The sequence below is a fragment of the Pseudoalteromonas sp. McH1-7 genome (assembly GCF_013366255.1).
GTDB lineage: Bacteria > Pseudomonadota > Gammaproteobacteria > Enterobacterales > Alteromonadaceae > Pseudoalteromonas > Pseudoalteromonas peptidolytica.
The window spans coordinates 1-25,775 of the sequence record NZ_JABWPQ010000012.1 but is presented as its reverse complement, the minus strand read 5'-3'; the positions used below and the strand labels follow the sequence as shown (position 1 = coordinate 25,775).

General features: G+C 42.8%; 22 protein-coding genes. 4 read left to right on the top strand and 18 right to left on the bottom strand.

The window, feature by feature from the left end:
* From HUZ36_RS10120 to HUZ36_RS10095, 6 genes are all read right to left on the bottom strand, one after another.
* Nucleotides 1–2,397: an ABC transporter permease gene (locus tag HUZ36_RS10120; RefSeq protein WP_176032753.1), complete on the bottom strand. Its 2,397-nt coding sequence runs from the start codon at nucleotides 2,395–2,397 to the stop codon at nucleotides 1–3.
* 1 nt (nucleotide 2,398) lies between these two features.
* Nucleotides 2,399–3,115 (bottom strand): ABC transporter ATP-binding protein, encoded by a 717-nt coding sequence (locus tag HUZ36_RS10115; protein WP_147391249.1) that lies wholly within the window; start codon nucleotides 3,113–3,115, stop codon nucleotides 2,399–2,401.
* Nucleotides 3,116–3,127: 12 nt separating this feature from the next.
* A complete protein-coding gene (locus tag HUZ36_RS10110) occupies nucleotides 3,128–4,378 on the bottom strand; it encodes an efflux RND transporter periplasmic adaptor subunit (RefSeq protein WP_176032752.1) in 1,251 nt (416 codons plus the stop codon).
* 561 nt (nucleotides 4,379–4,939) lie between these two features.
* On the bottom strand, nucleotides 4,940–5,152 hold the full coding sequence (locus HUZ36_RS10105; RefSeq protein WP_176032751.1) for a DUF1289 domain-containing protein: 213 nt from the start codon (nucleotides 5,150–5,152) through the stop codon (nucleotides 4,940–4,942).
* Nucleotides 5,153–5,195: 43 nt separating this feature from the next.
* Complete coding sequence (locus tag HUZ36_RS10100) at nucleotides 5,196–5,642, bottom strand: GNAT family N-acetyltransferase (protein WP_176032750.1); 447 nt, start codon at nucleotides 5,640–5,642, stop codon at nucleotides 5,196–5,198.
* Between the two features lie 107 nt (nucleotides 5,643–5,749).
* Nucleotides 5,750–7,024: a class I SAM-dependent methyltransferase gene (locus HUZ36_RS10095; protein WP_176032749.1), complete on the bottom strand. Its 1,275-nt coding sequence runs from the start codon at nucleotides 7,022–7,024 to the stop codon at nucleotides 5,750–5,752.
* A gap of 257 nt (nucleotides 7,025–7,281) precedes the next feature.
* Here HUZ36_RS10095 and adhP point away from each other — a divergent pair, with 257 nt between their 5' ends.
* Nucleotides 7,282–8,295 (top strand): alcohol dehydrogenase AdhP, encoded by a 1,014-nt coding sequence (gene adhP / locus HUZ36_RS10090; RefSeq protein WP_128730200.1) that lies wholly within the window; start codon nucleotides 7,282–7,284, stop codon nucleotides 8,293–8,295.
* 111 nt (nucleotides 8,296–8,406) lie between these two features.
* Here the strand turns inward: adhP and HUZ36_RS10085 are convergent, their stop codons facing one another.
* The 6 genes from HUZ36_RS10085 to HUZ36_RS10060 form a co-directional block, all read right to left on the bottom strand.
* Nucleotides 8,407–9,006 (bottom strand): LysE family translocator, encoded by a 600-nt coding sequence (locus tag HUZ36_RS10085; RefSeq protein WP_254879533.1) that lies wholly within the window; start codon nucleotides 9,004–9,006, stop codon nucleotides 8,407–8,409.
* Nucleotides 9,007–9,162: 156 nt separating this feature from the next.
* Nucleotides 9,163–10,338 carry a 2-methylaconitate cis-trans isomerase PrpF gene (gene prpF, locus HUZ36_RS10080; protein ID WP_128729937.1) on the bottom strand — a complete coding sequence of 392 codons (1,176 nt, stop codon included), beginning with the start codon at nucleotides 10,336–10,338 and terminating at the stop codon, nucleotides 9,163–9,165.
* 2 nt (nucleotides 10,339–10,340) lie between these two features.
* Entirely contained in the window at nucleotides 10,341–12,935 is a 2,595-nt protein-coding gene (acnD, locus tag HUZ36_RS10075; RefSeq protein WP_176032748.1) for a Fe/S-dependent 2-methylisocitrate dehydratase AcnD, read from the bottom strand.
* A 74-nt stretch (nucleotides 12,936–13,009) separates the two neighbouring features.
* Nucleotides 13,010–14,131, bottom strand: a complete 1,122-nt coding sequence (gene prpC / locus HUZ36_RS10070) for a bifunctional 2-methylcitrate synthase/citrate synthase (protein ID WP_176032747.1) — start codon at nucleotides 14,129–14,131, stop codon at nucleotides 13,010–13,012.
* A gap of 77 nt (nucleotides 14,132–14,208) precedes the next feature.
* The gene (gene prpB / locus HUZ36_RS10065; RefSeq protein WP_125252620.1) at nucleotides 14,209–15,087 is read right to left on the bottom strand and encodes a methylisocitrate lyase; all 879 of its coding nucleotides are present in this window, start codon (nucleotides 15,085–15,087) and stop codon (nucleotides 14,209–14,211) included.
* Between the two features lie 14 nt (nucleotides 15,088–15,101).
* The gene (locus HUZ36_RS10060; RefSeq protein WP_176032818.1) at nucleotides 15,102–15,776 is read right to left on the bottom strand and encodes a GntR family transcriptional regulator; all 675 of its coding nucleotides are present in this window, start codon (nucleotides 15,774–15,776) and stop codon (nucleotides 15,102–15,104) included.
* A gap of 247 nt (nucleotides 15,777–16,023) precedes the next feature.
* Between HUZ36_RS10060 and HUZ36_RS10055 the strand changes: the two genes are divergently transcribed.
* Together HUZ36_RS10055 and HUZ36_RS10050 are read left to right on the top strand one after the other, a co-directional pair.
* Nucleotides 16,024–16,764 (top strand): substrate-binding periplasmic protein, encoded by a 741-nt coding sequence (locus tag HUZ36_RS10055; protein WP_176032746.1) that lies wholly within the window; start codon nucleotides 16,024–16,026, stop codon nucleotides 16,762–16,764.
* Nucleotides 16,765–16,888: 124 nt separating this feature from the next.
* The gene (locus HUZ36_RS10050; RefSeq protein ID WP_128729941.1) at nucleotides 16,889–17,236 is read left to right on the top strand and encodes a RidA family protein; all 348 of its coding nucleotides are present in this window, start codon (nucleotides 16,889–16,891) and stop codon (nucleotides 17,234–17,236) included.
* A gap of 563 nt (nucleotides 17,237–17,799) precedes the next feature.
* Here the strand turns inward: HUZ36_RS10050 and HUZ36_RS10045 are convergent.
* From HUZ36_RS10045 to HUZ36_RS10035, 3 genes are all read right to left on the bottom strand, one after another.
* Nucleotides 17,800–18,297 carry an AAA family ATPase gene (locus HUZ36_RS10045; RefSeq protein ID WP_128729943.1) on the bottom strand — a complete coding sequence of 166 codons (498 nt, stop codon included), beginning with the start codon at nucleotides 18,295–18,297 and terminating at the stop codon, nucleotides 17,800–17,802.
* 201 nt (nucleotides 18,298–18,498) lie between these two features.
* On the bottom strand, nucleotides 18,499–19,464 hold the full coding sequence (locus HUZ36_RS10040; protein ID WP_128729944.1) for an ABC transporter substrate-binding protein: 966 nt from the start codon (nucleotides 19,462–19,464) through the stop codon (nucleotides 18,499–18,501).
* A gap of 455 nt (nucleotides 19,465–19,919) precedes the next feature.
* The gene (locus HUZ36_RS10035) at nucleotides 19,920–20,639 is read right to left on the bottom strand and encodes an SDR family oxidoreductase (RefSeq protein WP_125252613.1); all 720 of its coding nucleotides are present in this window, start codon (nucleotides 20,637–20,639) and stop codon (nucleotides 19,920–19,922) included.
* 269 nt (nucleotides 20,640–20,908) lie between these two features.
* Between HUZ36_RS10035 and HUZ36_RS10030 the strand changes: the two genes are divergently transcribed.
* Nucleotides 20,909–21,805, top strand: coding sequence for a LysR family transcriptional regulator (locus HUZ36_RS10030; RefSeq protein WP_161972715.1), 897 nt, complete (start codon nucleotides 20,909–20,911; stop codon nucleotides 21,803–21,805).
* A gap of 247 nt (nucleotides 21,806–22,052) precedes the next feature.
* Here the strand turns inward: HUZ36_RS10030 and HUZ36_RS10025 are convergent, their stop codons facing one another.
* The 3 genes from HUZ36_RS10025 to HUZ36_RS10015 all read right to left on the bottom strand — a co-directional run bounded on the left by HUZ36_RS10025 (nucleotide 22,053) and on the right by HUZ36_RS10015 (nucleotide 25,041).
* Nucleotides 22,053–23,246 (bottom strand): MFS transporter, encoded by a 1,194-nt coding sequence (locus tag HUZ36_RS10025; RefSeq protein ID WP_176032745.1) that lies wholly within the window; start codon nucleotides 23,244–23,246, stop codon nucleotides 22,053–22,055.
* Between the two features lie 46 nt (nucleotides 23,247–23,292).
* Nucleotides 23,293–23,559: a sigma factor gene (locus HUZ36_RS10020; RefSeq protein WP_128729946.1), complete on the bottom strand. Its 267-nt coding sequence runs from the start codon at nucleotides 23,557–23,559 to the stop codon at nucleotides 23,293–23,295.
* 453 nt (nucleotides 23,560–24,012) lie between these two features.
* On the bottom strand, nucleotides 24,013–25,041 hold the full coding sequence (locus HUZ36_RS10015) for an alpha/beta hydrolase (RefSeq protein ID WP_161972716.1): 1,029 nt from the start codon (nucleotides 25,039–25,041) through the stop codon (nucleotides 24,013–24,015).
* Between the last annotated feature and the right edge of the window lie 734 nt (nucleotides 25,042–25,775).

Sequence of the window (25,775 nt, the reverse complement as noted above, 5' to 3'; positions counted from 1 at the left end):
TTATTCCATTCTTAAGCTAACCGCAGGTTGGACTTTTATGCAGCGCTTCACCGGCACGTATAACGCAAAGCACACCGCCGCAAATACCAGCAACAAAGTCACTGTACCTGCGCCGAACATTACGCTGAATGGCACAACACCACGGAAAAAGTCTACCGCAAGATAACACAAGATATAGAAAATTAATGCAGAAATCATCAAGCCAGTTAAGGTATGGGCAAGGTTTTTCTTGATAAATAACAACATGATCTGACCATCTTTTGCCCCTAAAGTACGGCGAATACCTATTTCATGTCCAGACTTATTTATCGTACTTAACCCCATGGCGTAAATACCAATTAAAGAAAGCGTCAATGCAAACCCACCGACAATCAAAAACACATAAATGATGCTAGTGAAAGCCCCCATCATAGAACGGTGGTTGTCGTAGTGATCAAAGATATAGCTGGTTTCGAGCTTGCTTGAGAGCCTACTTAACACGCGATAGAAGGCTTCGTAACTTTGGCTTGGCGGCAACTCAGTAATGAACTTAACCGCCATTGCATTTTCCTTTGGCGCATATTGATGAAAACTAAAATAGACTTCATGACGACGATCGCTGGCAACAACGTTCATTTCATCCACAGCAATACCAACTATTTTAGCGCTTGGCCATTTTGCATCACGTAACATCAGTGAGCGACCCAATACTTCCCCACTGCCGAACAGAGCCTCTGCGAGAGACTGGCTAATGATCACGACGGGCGCAGCTTCTGTGTTGTCTTGTGCTGTGAAGTTCCTACCGCTTTGCAACTCGCGCTTAAACAGATGAGATACCGCTTCAATATTTATGATTTTATCGGTATACACTTCGCCCTCGCTTGTTAGCACATCAAGCTCCATCTCACGTTGATACACGCGCCCTTCTTTAAATGCAGGATCCAATGTCATTCCCACGACTAATGCGCTTGCCATTTCGACCGATTTATCACTCGAAAACTCGCTTTCTGTTTGAAATTGCAACTCAGTTGAGTACACCCCTTTGAGAGCTTCGCCGTCAATATTTCCCGCCATAGAATACATCACATAGCCTATGGTGCTCGATGCCATCAGCATAAAGCTCACTAAGATCACCTGCAAAGACAGTAGGCGTTTTGACATCAATCCCGCTTGTTTTCCGGTTGCACCTCGTGTGCCGTCTCGCAGTACATCATTGATATTAAAATTAGCGGTTTTCACCGCAGGTAACAGCACTGCAATAGCAAATACCAAGCTTATCAGCAGTAGTGACACCAAGATGGTGACTGCATTTAGCTGCCAATACCACCAGTACGGCATTTTGCCACCAAACATCATATTCATAAAAAAGTTCAGCGCTCGCAAACCGAGGTCTGTTAATAATAGCGCCACAACCCAACTGCTAACGCAGTAGACCAAGCCCTCGCAAGCATGCTGCTGAACCACCCTTAATTTTTTCGCGCCAATCGCGGCCCGAATAGCCGACTCTTTTTGTCTCTCAATGATTTTGGCAAAAAGTAAGTTACCAATGTTAATTGAGGAAATAAGCAAAATAAGTACGATACCAGCCATAAACAAGGTAAATATAAATACCGCTTCACCATCGGTGTTGTATTCCACCAAGGTCATAGATTCAACACGAACAGCTTTATCTACCTCAAGCGCTGACTGACTAACGCGCTGCTTTGCATAATCAGTGAAGAATAAACTTAAACGCTGCTCAAGCTTTGCCTCTATCGTCTTATTTGGCATCTTATAAATAATATCGATGACATCAGCCGGTGCAGTGTTATTGCCCTTAAGAGGCAGCCAAAGTTTAGAAAATATCGGGAAGTTATTGTGTTTGGGCATCACACCGATTATCTCGTAAGGCTTTTGGTCAACGACCATCGTGCGCCCTATAACATCTTTGCTACCTTGAAATAGATGCAACCAGAGATAGTCTGAAATCACGACCACATTTTGGGCAGCTCCCACAAAGTCATCAGCAGTATAAAATCGCCCAAGTGCTGGTTTAATATCCAGAAACTGAAAAAAGCGTTCATCAACATAGGAGCCTCGATAATGACTGCCTCGTTCAGCGTCACTTACCCAAACACTCGCTGGCGCAATATAAAGCCACTCCTCAAGTTGTTTAACTTCATCAAGTTCTCGTAGTTGTGGCAGCATGCTGTATTCAAAGCGATTTTGCATGCTGATAGGGTTACGAACCTTAAAGATCCTGATTTCTGGGCTGCCACTGCCCACTTGGCTATGTGAAAATGCCACCGTATAAATATAATTAAAACCAATCAAAGATATGGTCAAACTACCAACCATGATAAACATCATCAATAACGTGAAGCGCATTGATTTGGCGATATTTCTCAGTGCATAACGAAAGTCTAGAAGTAATCCCATACTAAGCTCCAACGACTTTGCTTGCGCGCTCAAGCTGCTTTTTGTCTCTTAAAATTGTGCCATCTAGCATAGAGATAACACGGCTAGCGTAAGTCGTAGATTCGATATCATGCGTTACCATACAAATCGTTTTGCCAGCAGCATGAAGCTCGCTTAATAACCCTAACACTTGCTGTGCATTGTGTGAGTCCAAATTACCGGTCGGCTCGTCCGCAAGGATCAAATCTGGTGAATTAATCAAGGCTCTTGCAACCGCAACACGCTGTTGCTGTCCGCCTGACAGCTGAGAAGGAAAATGATTGATGCGGTTTTCTAATCCCACCATCGACAGCGCATCTTTGGCTTTTTGCTCCATTTCTTTTTGGCTAATGCCGCCGATATAAGTCAACGGTAACATGACATTTTCGAGCACGTTTAAATCACTGATAAGATTAAAGGCCTGAAAAATAAAACCGATATGATTGGCACGAATATGAGCACGCTCGTCCGAGTTTAAATTAAACGCTTGGTTACCACTGATAAAGTACTCGCCGTTACTTGGCTCATCAATCAAGCCCAAAATTGACAGTAACGTTGACTTGCCGCACCCTGACGGTCCCGTTATAGCCACAAACTCGCCGGGCTCTACTACGAGATTAATACCATCTAGCGCTTGCGTTGCAATTTCGTCTGTTTGAAATCGCTTTTCGATGTTGTTGAGTTGAATAACTGAGTTCATAATGATGTCCTGTTAACGCACTAGCACTTGGCTATCTTGAGTGTATTTTTCCATATCGGAAATGATGATAGTCTGATTTTTATTAAGGCCTTCAAGCACTTCTATATAGTTTACCGAACGCTGACCAAATTTAACTGTTTTTTTCGTCGCCAAATGTTTATCAACAACAAAGACACTGGCTTGATTATTTGCCACGGCATTGGCAGGCATGGCAACAAAAGTAGCGTTTGATTGATGACTGGTCACAATTACGCCTTCAATATTGAGCTTGTCTCTGGCTTCTCTTGGCAATGTATTTGTGACGCTTAGCTCCACCTCCACTTGACCATTTACCACCTTTGGAGAAACACGATTAACAACAGCACCAAAACGAGAAGTGTAGGTGTCTATCGTCGCTTGTTGCCCAACCTGTACCTGTGGTGCATCTAATTCAGCGACATTAATTTTAGCGACTAGTAAGCGGGGATCAGCGACCTCAGCTACTGAGCTGGTGCTAGCTAGCTGCATGCCTAATTCAATAAATACATCTTGAATTTGACCTGTAATGGGCGCACGCACTTTAAGCGCAGTAATGTTCTCTTTAAGCAGCTTAATTTCAGAATATAAACTGGCTTGCTCGGCCTGCTGCGCGGTCATTTTCGCTTGCAACACAGCTTGCTGAGTAGCGACGCTGGTTTGTTGTAATTCAACTTGTTTTTGACTGCGCTGCATTGCAAATTCGCTGCGCTGATGGTCAAGCATGGAAATGGTACTGTTCCCTTTGTCTATCAAGGTTTTTTGTGCTTGCCACTGGGCTTTTTCAGCTTTATAGGCCAACAAAGCGTCGTAGTGAGCCGTTTTTGCTTGCTGTACTTTCGCTTTCAATTCAGCCAGTTCAGCTTCGTGTTGTGCTACCGTTTTGCTCAGCAAGCTTTGTTTTTGAGTCAATGTTTGATGTAAAGCAGGGTTTTCTAGTCGCGCAATTATCATCCCTTGTGTGACCATTTCTCCAGGCTTTACCAAGACCTCAACCACTTTCCCTCCGCTGATACTAGTTACCAAGTGGCGTTTCTCTAGTACTAAACTACCAAGCCCCTTCACACTCAGCTTAAACTCTCCTTGCTGCACTTTGGCGACGATTAATTCATCTTGAAAAACCACATTCGATGCGCTTTGCGTATATGCTTTGGTGAAAACGACCAAGCCCCCGACAAGTAGCGCAATAACCAGCAACACCAGTTTAGTCATTGGTAAGCGCTGAGTTTTTGCTAGTTTTATATCCATACTCTGTACTCCTCTTTAAGAATACAGGATATAAATCAAGTTTCAGGCCATTATTTTTTTCATTAGTAATCAATACGATAAACTATTTCAGTAGAAAATAAGATAGCAGGTGTGTCGAAAGTGAGACACAGTAATTAAACAACCTGTCTCGAAACTGGAACAGTTCAAAAAGCGGGAAGCAAAAATCCGGAGCACCAGTGCTGTAATTCAAAAATGTTTGGTGGTGTAACTGACGAGCAATGCTTGAAATTACTCGGAAAGCTTGAGCATTAACCTAAACTAGGGATAATAATACCTATTTGGCTTAATACTTGCTCAATTTGAAGGAGTAAATCTGACGCTAACAGCGTTAAAAATTTCTTATTTAGAACAACTAAATAGCAAAATTTTTGCCTTGCCTACAGGACGTAGGTGCCTCGGCGATAGCAGGACGCGGTAGCGGGGTTATCGACAAGATTTTCTCGCCTCAAAATAGACCACTTAATTAAGAAAATTGGTATAACTTGTTCTTTAGCAGCTGTTATCATTTACTACTTCGTTCACTTTTTTGCAATAGTATGGTTAGCGCTTAGACGGGTGGTGTGTTTTAGTTTCTGATGTGTGCATTCGCTTTGTGCAGTTAACAATGACTTCTCGCTTTTCGTCTTCGCTAAAGCGACTCCAGCTGGTGATTTCTTGCAGTGTCCTAAAACAGCCAACACACACATCGTTATCGTCCAAACAGCACTGCCTTACGCAAGGGGAGTGGATAAAGTAATCATTTAAATTTGCCATCAAAGGTTCCTAAAACATCCCTAAAATCGATACCTCGAGTGTACTATTTGACAAGATCCTTTTCTAATAATAGTAAAGTTTTATTATTGTGTTGTAGTGAATCAAATTGACTGTACCCTTGTTTTTGATAAATGTGTAATGCTCGCTTATTTTTGGCAAACACATCCAACCAAATACGTACCATCTGTAATTCAACTAATACATACGCTTCCATCAGCTGCAGCGCTTTTTGCCCAATACCCATTCCTTTTTTGCTAACAACAATACGGCGAAATTCGACGCTATTTTTATCTGGTTCAGCAGCCAAAAGTATAAAACCAACTATCTCATCTCCGTCCTGTATATTCAAATAATAGACATTAGGCTCAATAAACAATTGTTGATGAGCCGTTAGTGTACTACTCAAAATAAACTCTGTATTTTCCTGCGCGCTTTCCATTTCACATAAAATTGCCAATTCTACAAACTTACTTGGTACTAGCTTTATCATCTTCTTTAGCCTGAATTTAGGATAGTTAGTTAACTTCTCTTATTTCCTCTTGACACGACGAGGCACATCAAACCTGTGCCACCGTCATTGAGCCGTGAATATAACCATTACTTAAGCAATTTCGCATTCAGATCATTGATAAAATCCGCATTGTTCAATCTCGTATCTTGCGTCACCAACCAAGCTTCAAGTGTATCAATGCTCGCTGATTGATAAAGCGTTGCTAGGTAGTTTTGAAGCGATATATTAAGCTCATCACACAGCGTTTGCAGACACACCCAAACTGCTTCAGGCATTTCTATGGATTTCCTATGTTTTTTTAGTTGCGAGTGTTGAAACATGCTTAAGAGCCCAACCAATCCCAGCGCACTCTTTTCGTCTAAAGGAGCTATCTGTTGAGTTTGTATAAACTTGGGAGGTTTGGGGAAATCAAATATGAACTCAGGTGAGCTGTTATTACAGTACTGGTACTTCACTTCTGCACCAACTGATAAATTCGTAGCTTCACATGGAATAGTAAAAGGAACGTTAAGACTACTCTCATGCTCACCGAGCATGTGCTCTTTATACACAGTAATATGCGTATTCAACTTAAAGCCGTCGCCTGGCTCATACTCCTCAGGGATCGTTAACGTTCCAGTCAATACCGAGCTATCTCCTTCACTTAATTTTTTAACGGTTGCGCGCTGCAAATTAAAAAACTCACCGACTTGAACCTCAGCATCGCTTCTTTTTAATGTGGCAAAAAGCGCTATCGACTCGGGGATCAACACGCCATCTTCTTGCAAATATGGGAATAAATGCTTAAAGATCCATACTTGTGGCTCCCTTTTTAGGAGGGCCGTCATCGTTTCCGAAATAATAATATCGAATTTCTCTGCATCTCTTGGCTGCCATTTTAGTGCATCGGTGCACACCACTTCATCAATGCAATGTACAACATCCAGCTTATCAATAAGTTGCTGTACTGCTGAAACATTCTCTTTATGTATGTCGAGTAATGTTGCTCGAACTGGTAAGTCGGGGAGCATAGCGAGTAAAGGAACAAGCAAGGTTGCATAGGGGCCTGTACCTGCGTATAAAATACGTACTTCAGATAAGCCTTGGTTTAGCTTGTCTTCTATCGCAGCTTTTACCCCCTGCATAAAGACAAGGCTTCGCAATTGTTCTTGAGTGCACTTAGCTGCTTGCACAGGGGAAATTGCAACGCCAAACTCGGTGTTCACATTACTCCAATCATTCATATCAAACTCAGTTTCAATGCCTGTCAGTTCACCTAGAACTTGAGTGAATGCTTGAAATAACACACTTAAATTTGCAGTATGTTTGTTCGCGGCAAAAATGCTATTCAGCAAATCCCGCTTAAATTCTTGAAGTTCCATTGTTTTCCTTGAAGTACGCTCAGATACATTATTAAAGCACTAAAACACTACTTTACAGTATCTTTGACCCTTTTCTTATATTGTTTTTTAGATCAACTCTGTTTTTGTTTATGATCAATGATGGCGCTGCAACTGCTGTTAAACTGAGTACTCTGAGGCTTGCAGAAAGTTACACAACATACTGTTTTGGGATTTAAATTGGTATTGTCAGCAACTCAGATTAACTATATTTAGCCACCCAATCAAGGAGCAACATGATGAAAGCTGCGTTAGTGCATCAATTTAAACAGCCACTAGAAATTCAAGAAGTTGAAAAGCCTGAGCTCACCCAAGGGTCGGTCATTGTAGAAATTGCCGCCTGCGGTGTCTGCCATACAGACTTACATGCGTGTCACGGTGATTGGCCGGTAAAACCAAAATTACCACTAGTACCCGGTCATGAGGGTGTTGGTACGATTATCGCAAAAGCTGACGATGTCAAACATCTGGCCATTGGAGATAGAGTCGGCATACCTTGGCTGCATAGTGCCTGTGGTCACTGCGAGCACTGCCTCAAAGGCGATGAAAACTTATGTCCAGATCAACTAAATAGTGGTTACTCTGTGGATGGCGGATATGCTCAATTTTGCAAAGCTGACGCAAACTACGTCATAAAAATTCCAGCAGGCCTATCGTTTGTTGATGCTGCGCCATTGTTTTGTGCGGGTGTCACTACCTATAAAGCGTTAAAAGTATCACAAGCCAAACCGGGAGAGTGGGTGGCTATTATTGGTGTTGGTGGCCTCGGTCACTTAGCTGTGCAATATGCCAAAGCCATGGGGCTAAATGTGGTTGCAGTGGACACCGGTGAATCAAAGTTAGCGCTTGCAAAGGAGCTTGGCGCTGATTTATGTATCGACTTTCAACACCATGACCCCGCACAAAAGATGCAAAAGCAACTTGGCGGCGTCCAAGCCGTAATTTGTACCGCGGTCTCAAAGCCAGCCTTTACGACATCATTTAACAGCGTAAAGCGTGGAGGTACATGCGTTTTAGTTGGCTTACCACCTGAAGAAATGCCAATCCCGATTTTTGATACTGTACTTAAAGGTATCAGTGTAGTTGGTAGTATCGTGGGTACCCGTCAAGATCTCACTGAATGCTTACAGTTTGCCGCTGAGGGCAAAGTAAAGGCCATTATTGAAACCAAACCACTTGAGCAAATCAATGATATATTCGATGATATGCTTAACAGCGAGATTAACGGAAGAGTTGTGCTTACCTTTGACTAACCTGTGCAGGCGTGCTGAACACGATTCCATTTAGCACAATAAGGAATAACAGCTTGGGCGCGCCAGTTGTTATTCCATGTTTGAATCATGTCATATGAGTATTAATACTTTCTACGCAAAAAATAACCCATACAGTACCAGCAGTACTAACGTTAATGAAAAACCATATCGAACACGCTTTAGCACGGTCTCATCTTTCAATGTTTTAAAAATCACACCACCTAATGCCAGCCACATTGTGTCGACCACTATCGCCACCACATAGCAAATACTGGCAGCAAGCAAAGTAGCAACTAGATTTGAACTTGCAGGCACTGAAGCAGTTGCAAAAATAGCGATACAAGCCGCGTAAGCTTTGGGGTTAAGGAGGTTTAAAATAAACCCATCTTTAAAGCTAGGTAGCTGTGCGCCAGTTTTACCAAGCGCCGAGTTGTTTGCTGCAATTTTATAGGCGACGTAAATTAAGTAGGCCGCTGCAAGCCACTTTAGCACGAGCGTCACCTGAGGCTGACTTACCAGCAATCCAGCCACTCCCGTAGCCGCACAAATCACTGCTACTAACAATCCCGCTAAAATACCAGCTAAGAACGGGAAACCATTTTTCACACCTTGGCTGGCGCCAGCTGCCGCAAGTGCTAGCGGCGCAGGCCCTGGTGAGCCAAGCAACACCGCAGTTGTAATTCCCACAGAAAGTAGAGCTTCGAACATCATCTTATCCTTATGATTTTTTATATTACGAGTTCGCTTGATAGATACCACAGACGTAGCCAAGCGACTGGCACACCTTCACGACCAAGCAATAACTCGGGAGTTTTCTTATATTGAGAATAAGGCTCTTGGGAACAGAGCCTTTAATTAAGTGTGGAGTTACGCCTCTGGGACGCGAACAAAGCCTTCCATTAGCACACGAGCGCTGCGGCTCATGACGGCTTTTTTAGCTTGCCAACGGCCAGACTCTTGCTGTGCTTGCGCGCCAACCTTTAAGGTGCCTGATGGGTGCCCAAAGGTCACTGAGTTAAGATCACCGCCACCTGCAGCTTCGTTAACTAGGGTGCCAGGAATTGCCGCCGCGGTTGCTATCGCCACAGCGGCTGTGCCCATCATCGCATGGTGCAGTTTACCCATAGATAAGGCACGAACGTTTAAGTCGATGTTATTGGCTTCCACCGCTTTGCCGCTCGATGCAGCATAAGATTTAGCGGGTGCAACAAAAGCAATTTTGGGGGTATGTTGGCGAACTTTCGCTTCGTCAATATGACCTATCAACCCCATTTTCACTGCGCCATAGGCACGGATCTTTTCAAATCGCTCAAGTACCGCTGAGTCTCCATTAATCGCTTCTTGTAACTCTGTACCTTCATAACCTAAATCGGCAGCACGGAAAAAAAGCGTTGGGATCCCGGCACTAATCATGGTCACTTCAAAGGTGCCTTCATCAGGCACAGTTAACGTATCGACGAGATTGCCCGACGGAAACATATCAACATCTGGGTCGCTTGGATCCATAAACTCAACCACCACTTCTGCTGCTGGGAAAGTTACGCCATCCAGTTCAAAATCGCCCGTCTCTTGCACTTCTCCATTGCTGATAGGAACATGCGCCACTATGGTTTTGCTAATATTCGCCTGCCAGATTTTAACGACAGCAACACCGTTCTCTGGCACTTTACTCGCGTCGACTAAGCCATTGCTGATTGCAAATGCCCCCACCGCAGCCGTTAAATTGCCACAGTTTCCGCTCCAATCAATAAATGGTTTGTCGATAGCAACCTGACCAAAAAGATAATTCACGTCATGGTCGGCTTTGTCGCTTTTACTTAAGATCACGGTTTTACTGGTACTGGAAGTTGCACCGCCCATGCCATCGGTATGTTTACCATAGGGATCTGGGCTGCCAATTACACGTAACAGCAAGTTATCTCGCGCTTCACCTGGTTGCTGCGCGTACTCGGGTAAATCCATTAAATTGAAGAACACCCCTTTAGAGGTGCCACCACGCATATAAGTGGCGGGAATTTTAATTTGCGGCTTAAATTGACTCATGGTTACACACCTTCCGCTTCAAGGAAGTCTTGAGCAAAGCGTTGTAACACGCCGCCAGCAGAGTAAATAGATACTTCTTCAAAGGTATCTAATCGACAAGTCACAGGCACCTCTACACACTCACCACTTTGACGGTTAATCACAAGAGTTAAAGTAGCACCTGGTGCCGGTTCACCCTCAACGTCATAGGTTTCTGTACCATCGAGTTCAAGCGTTTTACGGGTTGTGCCCGCTTTAAACTCAAGCGGTAATACTCCCATACCGATTAAGTTGGTACGGTGAATACGCTCAAAGCCTTCTGCTGCGATAACTTCAACTCCAGCCAAACGTACACCTTTTGCAGCCCAGTCACGAGACGAACCTTGGCCGTAATCCGCGCCAGCAACGATGATCAGCGGTTGCTTACGCTCCATGTAGGTTTCGATGGCTTCCCACATTCTGGTGACTTTGCCTTCAGGCTCAACACGCGCCAGTGAACCTTGTACTACTTCACCGTTTTCTACCACCATTTCGTTTAACAGTTTGGGGTTGGCGAATGTCGCACGCTGCGCCGTTAAGTGATCACCTCGGTGTGTCGCGTATGAGTTGAAATCTTCTTCTGGTAAACCCATTTTGGCCAGATATTCACCCGCCGCACTACTTGCCAAAATCGCATTCGATGGTGACAAATGATCCGTCGTGATGTTATCGCCTAAAATCGCTAATGGACGCATGCCTTTCATGGTACGCTCACTCGCCAGTGCCCCTTCCCAATAAGGAGGGCGACGAATATAAGTACTCGTTGGGCGCCACTGATAAAGAGGGTCGTTGTCTTCACCATAGTCTACCGTGAGGTCAAACATTGGTTCATAAACGGCGCGGAACTGCTCTGGTTTTACGCTTTCTTTGATCACCGCATCGATTTCTTCATCGCTTGGCCAGATATCTTTAAGTGTGACCGGATTACCTTCTTGGTCACGACCAAGCACGCCATTTTCAATATCAAAACGCACAGTGCCTGCAATTGCATAAGCCACAACCAAAGGCGGTGAAGCTAAGAAGGCTTGCTTTGCATAGGGGTGAATTCGACCGTCAAAGTTACGGTTACCCGATAACACCGCGGTTGAATACAAATCACGGTCAATCACTTCTTGTTGGATTTTCGGGTCAAGTGCACCACTCATGCCATTACAAGTTGTACAAGCAAAAGCAACGACACCAAAACCGAGCTGCTCAAGCTCAGGCAGGAGCTTTGCCTCTTCCATATAAGAGCGTACCGCTTTTGAACCCGGTGCAAAAGACGTTTTCACCCAAGGTTTACGAGCAAGACCTAATTTATTGGCATTACGTGCTAGTAAGCCTGCGGCAACTACATTGCGTGGATTACTGGTGTTAGTGCAGCTGGTGATAGCAGCAATGATCACCGCACCATCTGGCATCAAACCATCTTGTGGCGCTTCAATCTCTTTGACGATACCTTGATTGGCAAGATCGTTAGTTGCAACGCGGCGATGTGGATTTGACGGCCCTGCAATATTACGCGTCACTGTCGACAAATCGAACTTAAGTACACGCTCATACTGCACTTTTTGTAAAGAATCAGCCCAAAGCCCAGTTAACTTAGCGTATTTTTCCACCAACTTGATTTGCTCGTCATCACGGCCTGTGAGCTTCAAATAATCAATGGTTTGCTCATCGATGTAGAACATGGCCGCGGTTGCGCCATACTCTGGTGTCATGTTTGAAATTGTCGCACGGTCACCTAAATTAAGGTCTTGCGTACCTTCACCGAAGAATTCTAAGTAGCTAGAAACGACGCGCTCCTTACGCAAAAATTCAGTGATCGCCAATACGATATCCGTTGCGGTGATCCCCGGTTGGCGTTTGCCAATGATTTCAACCCCGACAATATCAGGCAATCGCATGTAGGACGCCCGACCAAGCATCACGCTTTCCGCTTCAAGGCCACCCACGCCAACGGCAATAACGCCGAGCGCATCTACGTGTGGCGTGTGGCTGTCAGTACCAACAAGTGTATCTGGAAAGGCAACACCGTCGCGCGCTTGAATAACCGGTGACATCTTTTCTAAGTTGATTTGGTGCAAAATACCATTGCCCGGCGGGATCACATCGACGTTTTTAAATGCCGTTTTAGTCCAGTTGATAAAGTGAAAACGGTCGTCATTTCGACGGTCTTCAATCGCGCGGTTTTTCTCAAACGCATCTTCTTCATAACCAGCATGTTCTACTGCCAAGCTGTGATCGACAATCAGCTGAGTCGGCACGACAGGGTTGACTTTAGCCGGATCTCCGCCTTTTTCAGCGATAGCATCACGTAAACCCGCAAGGTCGACTAGTGCAGTTTGACCCAAAATATCATGGCAAACTACGCGAGCAGGAAACCACGGAAAGTCCAAATCGCGACGACGCTCGATGATCTGTTCAAGATAATCATTGAGTTTTTCAGGCTCAGCGCGGCGCACTAAGTTTTCAGCAAGTATACGTGAGGTGTAAGGTAAAGTCTCGTAGCTACCTGGTTTAATAGCTTCAATTGCTTCTTTTGTATCGTAATAGCAAAGTTCAGAATCAGGTAAACGTTTACGGAATTGAGTATTCATAACAACTTCCAACAATCTGTGACGGAGAACAGGCGGCCATGACGACCGCCAGAATAGACTTGAGTCGTGTTCGATTAACGCTCAGAAATAGCAGGAACTGGACGTAATTCTTCGCCAGTGTATTCCGCTGATGGACGAATAATACGGTTATCTGCGCGCTGCTCCATAACGTGTGCAGCCCAACCTGTTAAGCGTGACATAACGAAGATTGGGGTAAACAATTTAGTTGGGATCTTCATGAAGTTATAAGCTGATGCGTGGAAGAAATCGGCATTACAGAATAGCTTTTTCTCGCGCCACATTACTTCTTCACAGCGTACAGACACGGGGTAAAGTACAGTATCCCCCACATCTGCTGCTAGCTTTTCAGACCAGCGTTTGATGATTTCGTTACGAGGGTCTGACTCTGAATAGATAGCGTGACCAAAGCCCATGATCTTTTCTTTACGCTCAAGCATGCCCATCATTTCTTGCTCTGCGTGATCCGCAGATTCAAAGCGCTCAATCATTTCCATTGCCGCTTCGTTTGCACCACCGTGAAGTGGGCCGCGTAGAGAACCAATCGCACCAGTAATACATGAGTGCATATCAGAAAGCGTTGAAGCACAAACACGGGCGGTAAAGGTTGATGCGTTAAACTCGTGCTCGGCATAAAGGATAAGCGACACGTGCATTACGCGCTCATGCAGCTCACTTGGCTTTTCACCATGAAGTAGGTGTAAGAAATGAGCACCAATTGAGTCGTCATCCGTCTCCACGTCGATACGAACGCCATCATGGCTAAAACGATACCAGTAGCAAATAATACTTGGGAAGTTCGCTAACATGCGGTCGGTTACTTTACCTTGCTCGTCAAAGCTTGCTTCACCTTCAAGGTTGCCAAGCATTGAACAGCCAGTACGTAATACGTCCATCGGGTGTGCGTCAGCAGGAATACGTTCTAATACTTCTTTTAACGCCTGCGGCAAACCGCGCATTGCTTTTAGCTCACTTTTATATGCGTCCAGTTCAGTTTGATTTGGTAAGTTACCTTTAAGGATAAGGTGAGCCACCTCTTCAAACTGACAATTTTCAGCTAGGTCCTTTACATCGTAACCACGATAAGTCAAACCTGAGCCCGACTTACCTACCGTTGATAGTGCTGTTTTTCCCGCTACTTGACCACGAAGGCCCGCGCCACTTAGTACTTTAGCCATATTATTGTCTCCTGAATTTTTTACCTGCTGGGTATTGATATTTTGTGCTGCTGAGTAACCCCAGCAGCTTTAATTTTTTACTTATTCTTACCTTCGGCGAAAAGTGCATCGAGCTTTTGCTCATAATCGTGGTAACCAAGGTAATCATACAAATCCATACGGGTTTGCATGGTATCGAGTACCGCTTTTTGGTCACCGTTTTCTAAAATGGACTGATACACCAACTCTGCCGCTTTATTCATTGCTCTAAATGCACTAAGCGGATATAGCACCATGTCTACACCCCACTCTCCTAACTCAGCTTTATTCCAAAGCTCTGTTTTACCAAACTCTGTGATGTTCGCGAGGATGGGCACATCTAGTGCTTCACTAAATGCGCGATAGTGTTCTTCTGTTTGTACCGCTTCTGCAAAAATGCCATCAGCGCCTGCTGCAACATAAGCTTTTGCACGCTCAATTGCCGCCTCTAGCCCTTCTTGTGCAAAAGAATCTGTTCTTGCCATGATGAAAAAGTCAGGATCAGTGCGCGCATCAACTGCTGCTTTAATACGGTCAACCATTTCTTCTGTCGACACGATTTCTTTATTCGGGCGGTGACCACAACGCTTTTGCGCCACTTGGTCTTCCATGTGTACCGCTGCAGCCCCTGCTTTTTCCATATCTCGAACGGTTTTAGCAATGTTAAATGCACCGCCCCAGCCAGTATCAATGTCAACCATCAAAGGAAGATCACAGGCAGAAGTAATTCGACTTACATCAGCAATTACATCATTTAAAGATGTCATTCCTAAGTCAGGCAAACCATATGAGGCATTAGCAACGCCACCACCTGAAAGATAAATAGCTTGATGGCCAATCTTTTTTGCCATTATCGCGCTGTAAGCATTAATAGTTCCGACAATTTGTAACGGCTTATTGGCTTTTAGTGCCTCACGAAATTTTTTTCCTGCGCTCATGATGATGTTCTCTCTTATATATGTGATTGATTGCTTGCTAACTTGGCTGCGATATTATTTTTAGAATATTGAATATGTCGACGCATCAGTATTTCTGCCAGCTCTGGGTCGCGGTTACTGATTGCACGAACAATATGTTTATGCTCGTCAAATGCAGTGGTAACCCGAGGCCCAGCCATCCCTAACTGTACGCGATACATGCGCACTAAGTGATATAAACCATTGACCAGCATAGAGATGAGGCTAGCATTTTTACTGCCAAGGATAATGCGGTAATGAAAATCAAGGTCACCCGCTTCCTGATAGTAAGAGTGTTGATTTTTGACCTCATCGAATTGGCTCGACAGAAGACCTTCTAAATCCTGTACTTCACCCTCGGTCATGTACTGTGCAGCCAGTCTTGCTGCCATCCCTTCCAGCGCCTCTCGAATTTGATAAAGCTCCATCAAACCTTCTGGTGTAAGGGTAACAACACGTGCTCCAACGTTGGCTTTACGTTCAACCAAGTGACATGACTCCAAACGATTAATTGCCTCACGAACAACCGCTCTACTGACTTCATACTTTGTCGACAATTCCATTTCGCTGAGCTTGGAACCTGCAGCTATCTCTCCTTCGACAATCTCCTTTCGCATACGAAAGAATGCTTTATCAGAGGAAGTAACCGCTTGTTCATCTAAAAAGCTCATCATTAGTTGGCCAGTCATCGTTATTTAAGTTGTAGACAATATAGTGTTGGTTGACGTTAGCGTCAACCTAGAAAAGCGAAAATTGTCGACAATTTTCAATATAGACACTATTCACCAGTTTTATGGTGTGAATAGAATTTACCGTTGATTCATTCATCACGTACAGAGGTAACGACGACATTCATTGCGCAGGATAACAATTCTGCATATTATGATATGTAATAGGACAAAAGGCTGACTATTAGCAATGTGGCGTTACCCCCTCATCACAACAATATTTCTGCTGGCAACAGGCCTTGCCAACGCACAGTCTTATTCTGTGTTGGTGTATCATGGCGCAAACCCACCCTATTATTTTGAAGAGAAAGGCAAACCAACAGGCATATTTGTCGACATTTTTCAGGAGCTGAGCAACCTGACCTCACATCAATTTAGCTTTATTCCACTTTCTGTAGCCAGAGGACAGCGTTACTTTGATGGCGGTGATGTAGACATCGAACCCGGCGTAAACCCAGTTTGGCGTAAAGCCGCCAAAGTACCCGGCATATATAGTATTAACTACGCCTTTTCAACAGAAGTGTTATTAGGGCGAAAAATAAACTGCAAGGGAAAGCAACAACCTGAACACTTTTACGGTGCGCTCGTCGGCAAGGTAAGAGGATACCACTACGACACATTCGAAGAGCATCTAGGTAAAGGTAAGATCTCCATTTACGAGAATATTTCTGAAAAAGAACTCCTCGCGCAGCTTGAGCATAACCGTCTAGATTATATTATGATTGGCGCAGAAACCGCGGATTATTATATCTCTCAGCAACCTAAATATCGTGATTTTTCCCCTTGCTTTAGAATAAGCCGCTTGCCGGTGCACATGCGCTTCCAACCTCATTTGACACAGCTAAATCTGGAAATAAACACGGCGCTGAGCCGCATGATTAATGACGGCAAAATAAAAGCCATTTATGCTAAATATAAAATAACGCATTGATGGCTAGAGCTGCAACTTCACGTCTTGCTCACGATACCAATGGTCAGGTAGTCCATCTTCTAGAAAAAGAGTAGTATTAGCTACTCTTAATTTACTCACGTTACCAAATAACCAAGGAAAAAACTTGATAGAACGTATTGAAACTAAACAACGAATGAGCCGCATAGTTAAACATAACGGGACAATTTATCTATGTGGTCAAGTCTGTAAAGATGCCGAGCAAGGGATAAAAGAACAAACCGAGACCATGCTTGAAAAAGTTGACGAACTGCTTATTCAGGCGGGCAGCGACCGCAAGCACATCCTTTCTGCAACAATTTATATTAAAGACATGAAATATTTTGCTGAAATGAACGAAGTATGGGATGCGTGGGTACCGCAAGGGTATGCACCTGCACGTGCTTGTGTTGAAGCGAGCATGGCTCGTGATGCTTTGCTTGTTGAGATTTCGGTAGTCGCTGCAGAAATCTAGCTGATAAATTAAGGTAAGTGCGATTAACATTGCACTTATCTGTCATATCTGGCTCTTCGATACCGGCAAAGCTTGGCAATAACACCAACCAAGATTTCCTCACGTCATTAGATTCTATTTGCTGTTAGTGAGCATAAGCTGATGCATTTCTTCATTGCCTTAATCTTGCAGGTTTGAGCTCTAATAATTTCGATTTTTAAATACCATGGGTGTGAGCAGCATAATTACTAAGATTATGAACGCTATTGTAAAACCAACTTGCTGAACCATATTAGCACCAGAAAAACACATCAAAGTGGCTATCGTCAAAACAGCAATTTGAGCAAACCCAATTAAGCCTCTTTTCCCACGGTTTCCATCACCCTTAAACACCCAAAACAGAATAATGGGTAGCGATAAAGCAAACAAAATAAGTAAGGGAAAAAGCAACCCTGATGCTGCGTGTACCATCTACATTTCCTATTTACCTATGCTAACGTTAAGTAATGAGCCGCTAAACTATTATACTGACAGCACGGAAGTTAATTCAAAATAGTACCAAACGTTCCATTGAAAATGTTGCGCTACTCGATACTTTCCACAGCCACCAAATTAAGACCTTCACTCGCTGTTGGCGCTTCAAAGTATTGGGTTACATGATGAAATACAGCTTCTGTATCAAACATTGACCTTTCTGGTTGTTCTACCCGACGCATAGCGATTTGAGATAAACATTGCTCGTCGGTTAACGCTAGATACCAGAGCTCATAATCACTATTTACTTCAGAACATAGTGATACGAACCATGACCTTTGCTTGACAGTATTTGCTGGGAAATCCATAACAACATTAACCCCAATACTTAATAAGTTTTGCACATGAGATTTAACAAAAGGTTTAATGAGGTTTGAGTACTGAATGTAATCATCAAAAGTTTGAATTTGAGAAGGATAATGCGCTGACAACCAATCATCTTCTGAAATTAAAATTGCATTATTTACAGTAGCGACTGTCCGAGACTTTGTCGATTTCCCCGCCCCCATCTTGCCACAGAAAAAGAACAGCTTTCCTTTATTTTCCATATTTTCTCCATTTGTACTTAGCAATCACTTAATTGGTGAAAAACACTTAGCGATGAGTCATGGTAAAAAACACTTTTGTGTAGGTTTGCCTTAGCTTTCTTTGAATTATACATCTTCGCTACCCCACTATAAGTGGTACCTACTTCTTAGGCAAGCCCTATAAATAGTAGGCTAAGCGAAAAGTGTAACCCCCCTTTACAATTACTTCTGGCTATAGCGATAAATTTGGCAACTTGGATGTTTCAACCAACTTTGCCAACGTGATTGATATCGCTTAAGCCACATTTCACTGGCTTTTTCATTCGTTTTTGCGTTTATATTAACTTGCAAAGCAAACTGTGCAAGGTCGTCAGAATTAAAGGTCATACTTTGTAAAATCGCAAAGGCGCACGGTTGTGAGCGAACAAACGCGCTTGACGCTATTTTCTTTATCCAACCATCACGAGGGTTTCCACAGTCATGTAAGAAATCTTTATTTATGCCCCATTGTGGCTGCGTTCCACACTCTATTGTATAAGGTGGAAACTCTACAAAATAGCCAGCATAACGTGCTTCCACCCAGTTTGGGGTCCAATTAAATATTAAAATAGGCTTTTTGTTTTTGTACGCATCTTTTAGGACGCGCACCAGTGAAAAGTCGTCAGGTAAGTTTTCGACTCTATAATTCAGGTTTAATGCTCTAATTCTCGCTGAATCGTTCTTTTCCCATGGACCGTTATAATATACACCTCTTGGGTCATCACCTTCGCTAAATAAATGTGCACAATCGTTTAAAGCTCGCCAATCAGGTAGCTTGGGGCATAATTTTGCGACATAATCCGGATACCACCACTCTTCTCGTGTAGAAATAGGATACGTACCCGCCTGCTGAATATCACCCGAATGCAGCAATTGTTCTAGTTTATCTTCCATTGTGCCTTGCCATACCTCAACTTGCACATCAGCATGGTTATATTTTAAGTAATACCACTGCCCTACGGTTGGCAAAGAAATAAACTGTGACTGAATTCCAGCGTGCTTGAGCAAGCTGGCATAAATATTAGACACCACCAATTGGCTTGCCCAATCATTAACAATGATGCGTACTGGTTCTGCATGAGCAAAAAACCCTCCACATAAATACAGTAGTCCTCCTAAAGCCACGCGCTTACATCGTAAAGTATTCATATTGAATCAAGCAAACAGTGTACATTTATTAAGTTATAGCTGCTCGGCTCTAGATTGTGAACTTAAACCATTAGCAAACACACATCAATGCGTAAATCACATTCATCCACTTCGAAGATCAGATTTACGTGTTCAAAAAAATATAGACTGTTCGGCAAACAGGTCGGCGCTTTGTGGTAACCACTGTTCATAATGCCTATAATCATATTGTCTAAATTACCATGGCTACCAATATAGGTAGACTTCGCGATAACCATGCCACGTCAATTGCGTGTTTATTTGTTCGAATGAACTATCGCATTAATTAAGCGCGACCGCCTCTCCCGTTAAGTCTACAAATAACCAATAGCGCTTATTGTTAAGCTAACAAGTAAGGTAGCGCGATTAAAACAAGCACTTATTACAACTGGTTTATGTATCCAACCAAAGGGAGAGCGGCTTTACTGCTTTTGTGATCAAGGTTGCTGTTTAGTCGGTGCTATTGCTATCTCACGAATACATACATTTTGTGGTTGGTTGTATGCGAACATAACCGTTCTTGCGACATCATCGGCACTCAACGCTCCACCAATGTCTTTTTTCCAGTTTTCATAGCCATCTTTTATGTCGTCAGAAGTGGTATGAGAAAGCAACTCGGTTTCAACTGGCCCTGGGGCAATCGTAATTACACGAACATTGGCTGAGGCAGCCTCTTCTCTTACATTCTCAGAAATGGCATGTACAGCGAATTTAGTGCCGCAGTATGCCGCATGATTTGGAAATGTTTTTTTACCTGCAATAGAGCTAATGTTGATAATAGTTCCCGTGTTTCGTTCTAGCATAGGGGCAAGTGCGGCTTGCATACCATTCAGTAACCCAATAACGTTCACATCAAACATGTGTTTCCACTCACTTGGCTCTTGAGTGTCAATTTGTCCCAATAGCATAACCCCCGCATTATTTATTAATAAATCGACCTCTCCAAATAATTGCTCTGCTTTCAGTATTGCTGCTGTAAAAGCATGTTTGTCCGTAACATCAACTTTTTCGCACAACGTATTGGGCAAATTCAGTGCTTCTAATTTTTCTACTCGACGTGCGAGCAGCAGCAATGGGTGACCTTGTGCGCTTAATTGACGTGCAATTGCTTCACCAATACCCGAACTCGCACCTGTAACAACAACTAGCTTTTTCATATTTGATTACCTTTTATCGATTAAAATTGAACACCCATCTTGTAGCGAAAAGCAATAAACCATCGCTTTTCCATTAAGCTTTAATGCTATTGAGTGACTAGATACTATCTTAAAGCTAGTTTATTAGTGCATATATATCATTTCAGTTGAAACACTGTTGCACCTGAGCAACAATAAACATCACGACTATGTAATACTAATCAGTTGCTCGGATTTTGAACTCTAACAATGATGCTTCATTAGATCTTTTAGAATAAGGAGAGTGTTTAGTGATAATTGACCAAATAAGCTTGGATGATATTCGTATTTTTGCCGTAGTTGCTGAACAGGGTAGCTTCACTAGCGCGGCAGAGTTGCTTAAGGTCTCTCGGTCACATATATCAAGAAGAGTAAGTGCGCTTGAAAAACAAACTGGTTTGACGCTGCTACAAAGAACAACAAGAACATTAAAATTAACGGATAGTGGTAAACGACTGGTTGCTCAATGTCATAGCGCAATACAAAAAATTGAATATGCCCTAGTAGATGCCATTAATGATAATGATAATCTTAAGGGAAGTATCCGAGTCAACAGCGTTGGTGGGTACTTGGGTGAAGTCTACGTTGCGAGTCTCGTTAGTGAATTTATGAAACTGCACCCTGAAGTGTCTGTTGAACTTGATTTTAGTAGCCATCGAGTTGACTTAATTAACGATGAATTTGATGTTGCATTTCGTATGGGGAAGCTCGAAGACTCAGGTTTTGTCGCACGGCAATTATGTATGATAGAAATGTGTACGCTCGCAAGTCCCAATTATTTAACTGGTAAACCGGTGATTAAGCACCCAAAAGAGTTGCAAATGCATTGCTGCTTAACCGGCTCTGTTGCACATTGGCGCTACTTGCACCATCAAACAAATGAATCATATTCCGTTTCCATTGACGGTACCTTACGTTGTAAAAACGGACAAGTATTGATCAGTGGTGCTCTTAATGGACTCGGGATAATACGCGTGCCTCGGATTTATTGTCAAAATGCGATAGACGAAGGAAAGTTGGTGGAAGTGTTTACTGAATGGCATATTCCAAGTGTTGAGTTTTCTCTTCTTTATCACAAGGATAAACATCAAGCTAAGAGACTGGCTGCATTTATTGAATTTACAAAAGCATACTTCTTAAATACTTAGCTAGTGGCGTCCCTTCGTTATTCCGAAGTCAACCGTTTAACAAAATAAGTTATCAACAAAGTTTTAGGTAAAGCCAAAGGCTTCCATACTAAACAACCTTAACTTGGGATAAATAGTTAAAAGTAGCTAAATACTCGTATTTCTTAGAAAAGCAAATGCACGATTAATTAATTCGTCATACTCTTGTCCTCATCGGTACGCCACTGGTGCGCAATATTTAGGGGGCATAAACTGCCCCCTAAAACATTTAACGTCTCGCTGCCCAAAACACGATCACCACTAGCATGTTCGCAATCAGCAAGTAGGGCATGGTGTTATCAACGCCATACAGTCCAGTACCAACTATCGGCCCACTGATAATTCCCAACCCTTGAGCAGCCGACACTATACCAGCAGCCGCGCCTTGTTCGGTAGGGTTGACCGAATTAGCAGCCAGTGCAGAGACCGATGGATAAATCCAGCCCATACCAAACCCAGCTATTGCATAACTCGCCCAAATAGTCATGGTATTGACCGCCAACACAGCGCTTACAAACCCAACAGCAGCAATAAGCCCGCCACACAAGATTAGTTGTTTTGGTTGCCATGTTAATTTCTGCAATACAATCTGGGCAATAATCAATGCAACTCCAACAATAGCCAAAGCAACACCCGCAGCCCTAGCTGCTTGAGCGGGTTCAAGTTGGAGCTGATCAAGTACAAAAAAGCCAACTATAATTTGCGCCACCGCCACACTAAAAGTGCTGACGAATGCGACTCCAACAGCACTTCGCAAACGTTTATCACCGAGGCTTACTGTATTAGCCGATGGCTGAGCATGCAGCTCTACTTTTGGTAATACGCGCCATAGAACAAGCAGCGCGATAACCGGAAAAAAGGCTGTAATATACAACGGCAAGCTTAAACTTATTGGCCCAAGCAAACCAGCAAGACCAGGGCCAATCACCATTCCAGCAGCACTTGCAGCGCCAACTCCAGCCATTGCACCAGCACGGCTATCTGGTGCTATATGGTCTGCTACCAACGCTGCCGTTGTTACAGGTACCGCCGCATAAAAAAATCCAGCGATCCCTCGACCAACAACAATACCAATAAAAGCCATCACAGGCAGTATTGCACTGTGTAAGGCATAATCAATAAACAGCGCCAATATAAAGTAACTAACCACAAATCCAGTGAGACCGAACAACATCACTGGACGGCGACCTTTTCTGTCACTTAGTCTCCCCCACACCCGTGCCATGATAACCCAGGCTAACCCAGCTACAGTTACAGCGGCACCTACTTGCCAAGCTGACAATCCTATAACTCGAGCAATGGGTGCAGCTAAGGCCGCAAAGGCCATCATTGCCATAGTGCATACAAAGGTTTCAAACATCATTGGCTTTAAGCTAAAAGGTGTTGCCTGCAACGATTTAGTATTATTCCTTATGCTGGTCATTTGAGCTCCATTTCATCAACAGGTTTTGACAGTTTTCCGACTTCATCTATTCACCCAAACATCTGTCCTCAAGATGATTGTCATCTAGTGTGCGATCAGTGCGTTGCTGGTTAACCGCCGCACTCTTCGCTGCTCGATATAAAAATGCCCGCACATCATCAATAGGAGGGTCAGGGTTGCGCCTTAGCATATTTTCAGCAACCGATTGAAAGATATCTGCAGCTGTTTCAGCACAACCAACTTTTCTGATGAGAAATCGGCTGACTTCTAGTCGGTACTTTTCTATTGCCCCCGCCATAGATACAGTATACACCTCTGATGACCTACGGCCTTTTGCTGAAAATAACTTCTAAGTTATTGATAAATCGCTACTAACCACATAACTACGGGCAAAGAAAGAGAATCCAGGCAATACTGTAAGGCTTCGTGTAACAATACCGCAAATAGAAACCACTCTCAATAACACACTGCAATTAGGTACAACAATAAACCTGGTCAAAAATTATGCTTTCTACATAACTGCTACTCGCTGTCGCGTTTTTTCAAAGTTGTACTTTTAAGATGCTGTAAAAAGCTTAGATCCAAACTCGGAGTTATTAATTTAGGGGATAATTAATCAAAAACGTGTACAGCAACCTTATTTCAAAGTGTTTTGATGCTAAAGCGAAGCAATTCGTTGCAATGTTAAGTAGAGCCTGACACAACCATGATGAACAAATATTAGTGCAGATCAGTATTAACTCAATAATACACGCAGGCACAGTATCTAATCAGCTTGCCTTTTAACCTCACTGATAACGAATAACACCGTATTGATTACTTCGGTAGGTTTTTCAAATTGTATGTAATGCGACGTGTTATGGAATAATTTCAAATGACTATTAGATGACCATGATGCTTGGTCGTTAAACATATAACGGTCTTGCTCCATTACTGCCGGCACAATATCACGGCTTAAACCTGCATTGGCAAGTTGTAGATCAGACATTTTTGTGTAATTAACAATGTTACCGAGAACAAACATAGGTCTGTCGCCAAAGTTTCTTAGTGAGCGGATTTGTTTTAGACCAACAGAGTAATTCAAAATTTCCTGAGATAAAGTATGATCAGATAATGGTGCAAAGGCTTTCACAGCTTCTGAATGATACTGTGATTGATTTGGAAAAGCGAAACTAGCCTGATTATTTATAATACGAGTTAAACCTATTATATCCATAATGGGCTTAACTATTTGGAAAACTGAATTTTTTAAAGATAGAATCAATGGTATTTCAACATCTTGAACTAAATCCATCTGCTCTGGATGAGGTGAGTCTATCAACACAATACCAGCAACTTTTTTTTCAAACAGCTCAGTAAATTTCGTAATATATACACCACCAAATGAATGACCAACCATAATATATGGAGGTTTCTCATTCGATATAACAAGCGCTTTATTTAAATCACTCGCAATATCTTGCATCAAATTGTTTGTTCGGGGCCGAGGGTCACTCCACATGATACCTGCGCGATCATAAGCACAAGTTCTCGTTGTTTGAGCTAATTGGTCATGAACAGCTGACCAACTTAATGAACCCAAAGTATCTAAGCCTGATTCAAGAATAACAATAGGCGTACCTTCCCCTCTGCAGTCAATGTGCAAAAAGCGAGAACCTATATCAACTAATGAGCCGTTAGCTGGATACTTTAATAATGTATTATTTCGAGAGACTTGTTCATAAGTTATACCGAAACTAAGAAGTAACAGTACAAATAAACAAAAACTTAAGACAGTTTTGCTTTTAGATAACAACGGTAATACCCTATATTTAATTTAAGTAGGCTAACACCTTCCTAATTAACACACAAATAATTGAATAAAATAATCAGCACTAGTGCACACGCCGAGCTTTAAGAACACTGTCAAAATTCGGTTGTTATATATTTTTATTCAAAAATTTAGAGATAAATAAACTTCTAACAGGAAGTTATTAATCCTACTAGGTTTGCTGATATTTCTTGTAGTATTCATCATTTCATCCATTGTCATTTTGCGTCCTTTTGTTTAGGAATTTGTCATATGCCGAATATATAGTGCATGTTTAACAAAGTTAACCGTGTAACCAAAAAAAGATACATAGCATTAAATTATCACATCGGATAATTTTTATGACTTTAAAGTTGACTCTATTGATGACATTACAGGCGTATTCGGCCAGAAGCAAAACGAATAAGCAAAAGTCTACTGTGTAGTATTCCTTTGTTAAAGCATGTTTCAGCATTTTGCTCACTCCGAGCTGACCCTCGGCAAGCCTAACTTTTTAACTAACGTTGCAAATTGCTCATTTGTATATGGCCCAAATACAAATTCGTCGTGCTCTGCAAACTCGTGATCTTTGATTTTATCAATGTAATAAAAAGAGCAAGTTTGATATGGCCCGAATTCAGATAATAAGTGCACCACTCATGATTAATCGGTGAGGAGAGATCAACTGCCTGTTGGTGGTACTCTGTAATCGCCAAAAAACAAGAGTAGTTACCATGAGT

Coding starts and splice junctions, on each gene's coding strand:
- prpF (WP_128729937.1), bottom strand. CDS start 10,338: ATGAGTCAATTTAAGCCGCAAATTAAAATTCCCGCCACTTATATGCGT.
- HUZ36_RS10025 (WP_176032745.1), bottom strand. CDS start 23,246: ATGACCAGCATAAGGAATAATACTAAATCGTTGCAGGCAACACCTTTT.
- HUZ36_RS10035 (WP_125252613.1), bottom strand. CDS start 20,639: ATGAAAAAGCTAGTTGTTGTTACAGGTGCGAGTTCGGGTATTGGTGAA.
- HUZ36_RS10060 (WP_176032818.1), bottom strand. CDS start 15,776: ATGAGCTTTTTAGATGAACAAGCGGTTACTTCCTCTGATAAAGCATTC.
- HUZ36_RS10095 (WP_176032749.1), bottom strand. CDS start 7,024: ATGGAACTTCAAGAATTTAAGCGGGATTTGCTGAATAGCATTTTTGCC.
- HUZ36_RS10055 (WP_176032746.1), top strand. CDS start 16,024: ATGTGGCGTTACCCCCTCATCACAACAATATTTCTGCTGGCAACAGGC.
- HUZ36_RS10120 (WP_176032753.1), bottom strand. CDS start 2,397: ATGGGATTACTTCTAGACTTTCGTTATGCACTGAGAAATATCGCCAAA.
- acnD (WP_176032748.1), bottom strand. CDS start 12,935: ATGAATACTCAATTCCGTAAACGTTTACCTGATTCTGAACTTTGCTAT.
- prpB (WP_125252620.1), bottom strand. CDS start 15,087: ATGAGCGCAGGAAAAAAATTTCGTGAGGCACTAAAAGCCAATAAGCCG.
- adhP (WP_128730200.1), top strand. CDS start 7,282: ATGAAAGCTGCGTTAGTGCATCAATTTAAACAGCCACTAGAAATTCAA.
- HUZ36_RS10045 (WP_128729943.1), bottom strand. CDS start 18,297: ATGGAAAATAAAGGAAAGCTGTTCTTTTTCTGTGGCAAGATGGGGGCG.
- HUZ36_RS10110 (WP_176032752.1), bottom strand. CDS start 4,378: ATGGATATAAAACTAGCAAAAACTCAGCGCTTACCAATGACTAAACTG.
- prpC (WP_176032747.1), bottom strand. CDS start 14,131: ATGGCTAAAGTACTAAGTGGCGCGGGCCTTCGTGGTCAAGTAGCGGGA.
- HUZ36_RS10115 (WP_147391249.1), bottom strand. CDS start 3,115: ATGAACTCAGTTATTCAACTCAACAACATCGAAAAGCGATTTCAAACA.
- HUZ36_RS10105 (WP_176032751.1), bottom strand. CDS start 5,152: ATGGCAAATTTAAATGATTACTTTATCCACTCCCCTTGCGTAAGGCAG.
- HUZ36_RS10040 (WP_128729944.1), bottom strand. CDS start 19,464: ATGAATACTTTACGATGTAAGCGCGTGGCTTTAGGAGGACTACTGTAT.
- HUZ36_RS10085 (WP_254879533.1), bottom strand. CDS start 9,006: ATGATGTTCGAAGCTCTACTTTCTGTGGGAATTACAACTGCGGTGTTG.
- HUZ36_RS10100 (WP_176032750.1), bottom strand. CDS start 5,642: ATGATAAAGCTAGTACCAAGTAAGTTTGTAGAATTGGCAATTTTATGT.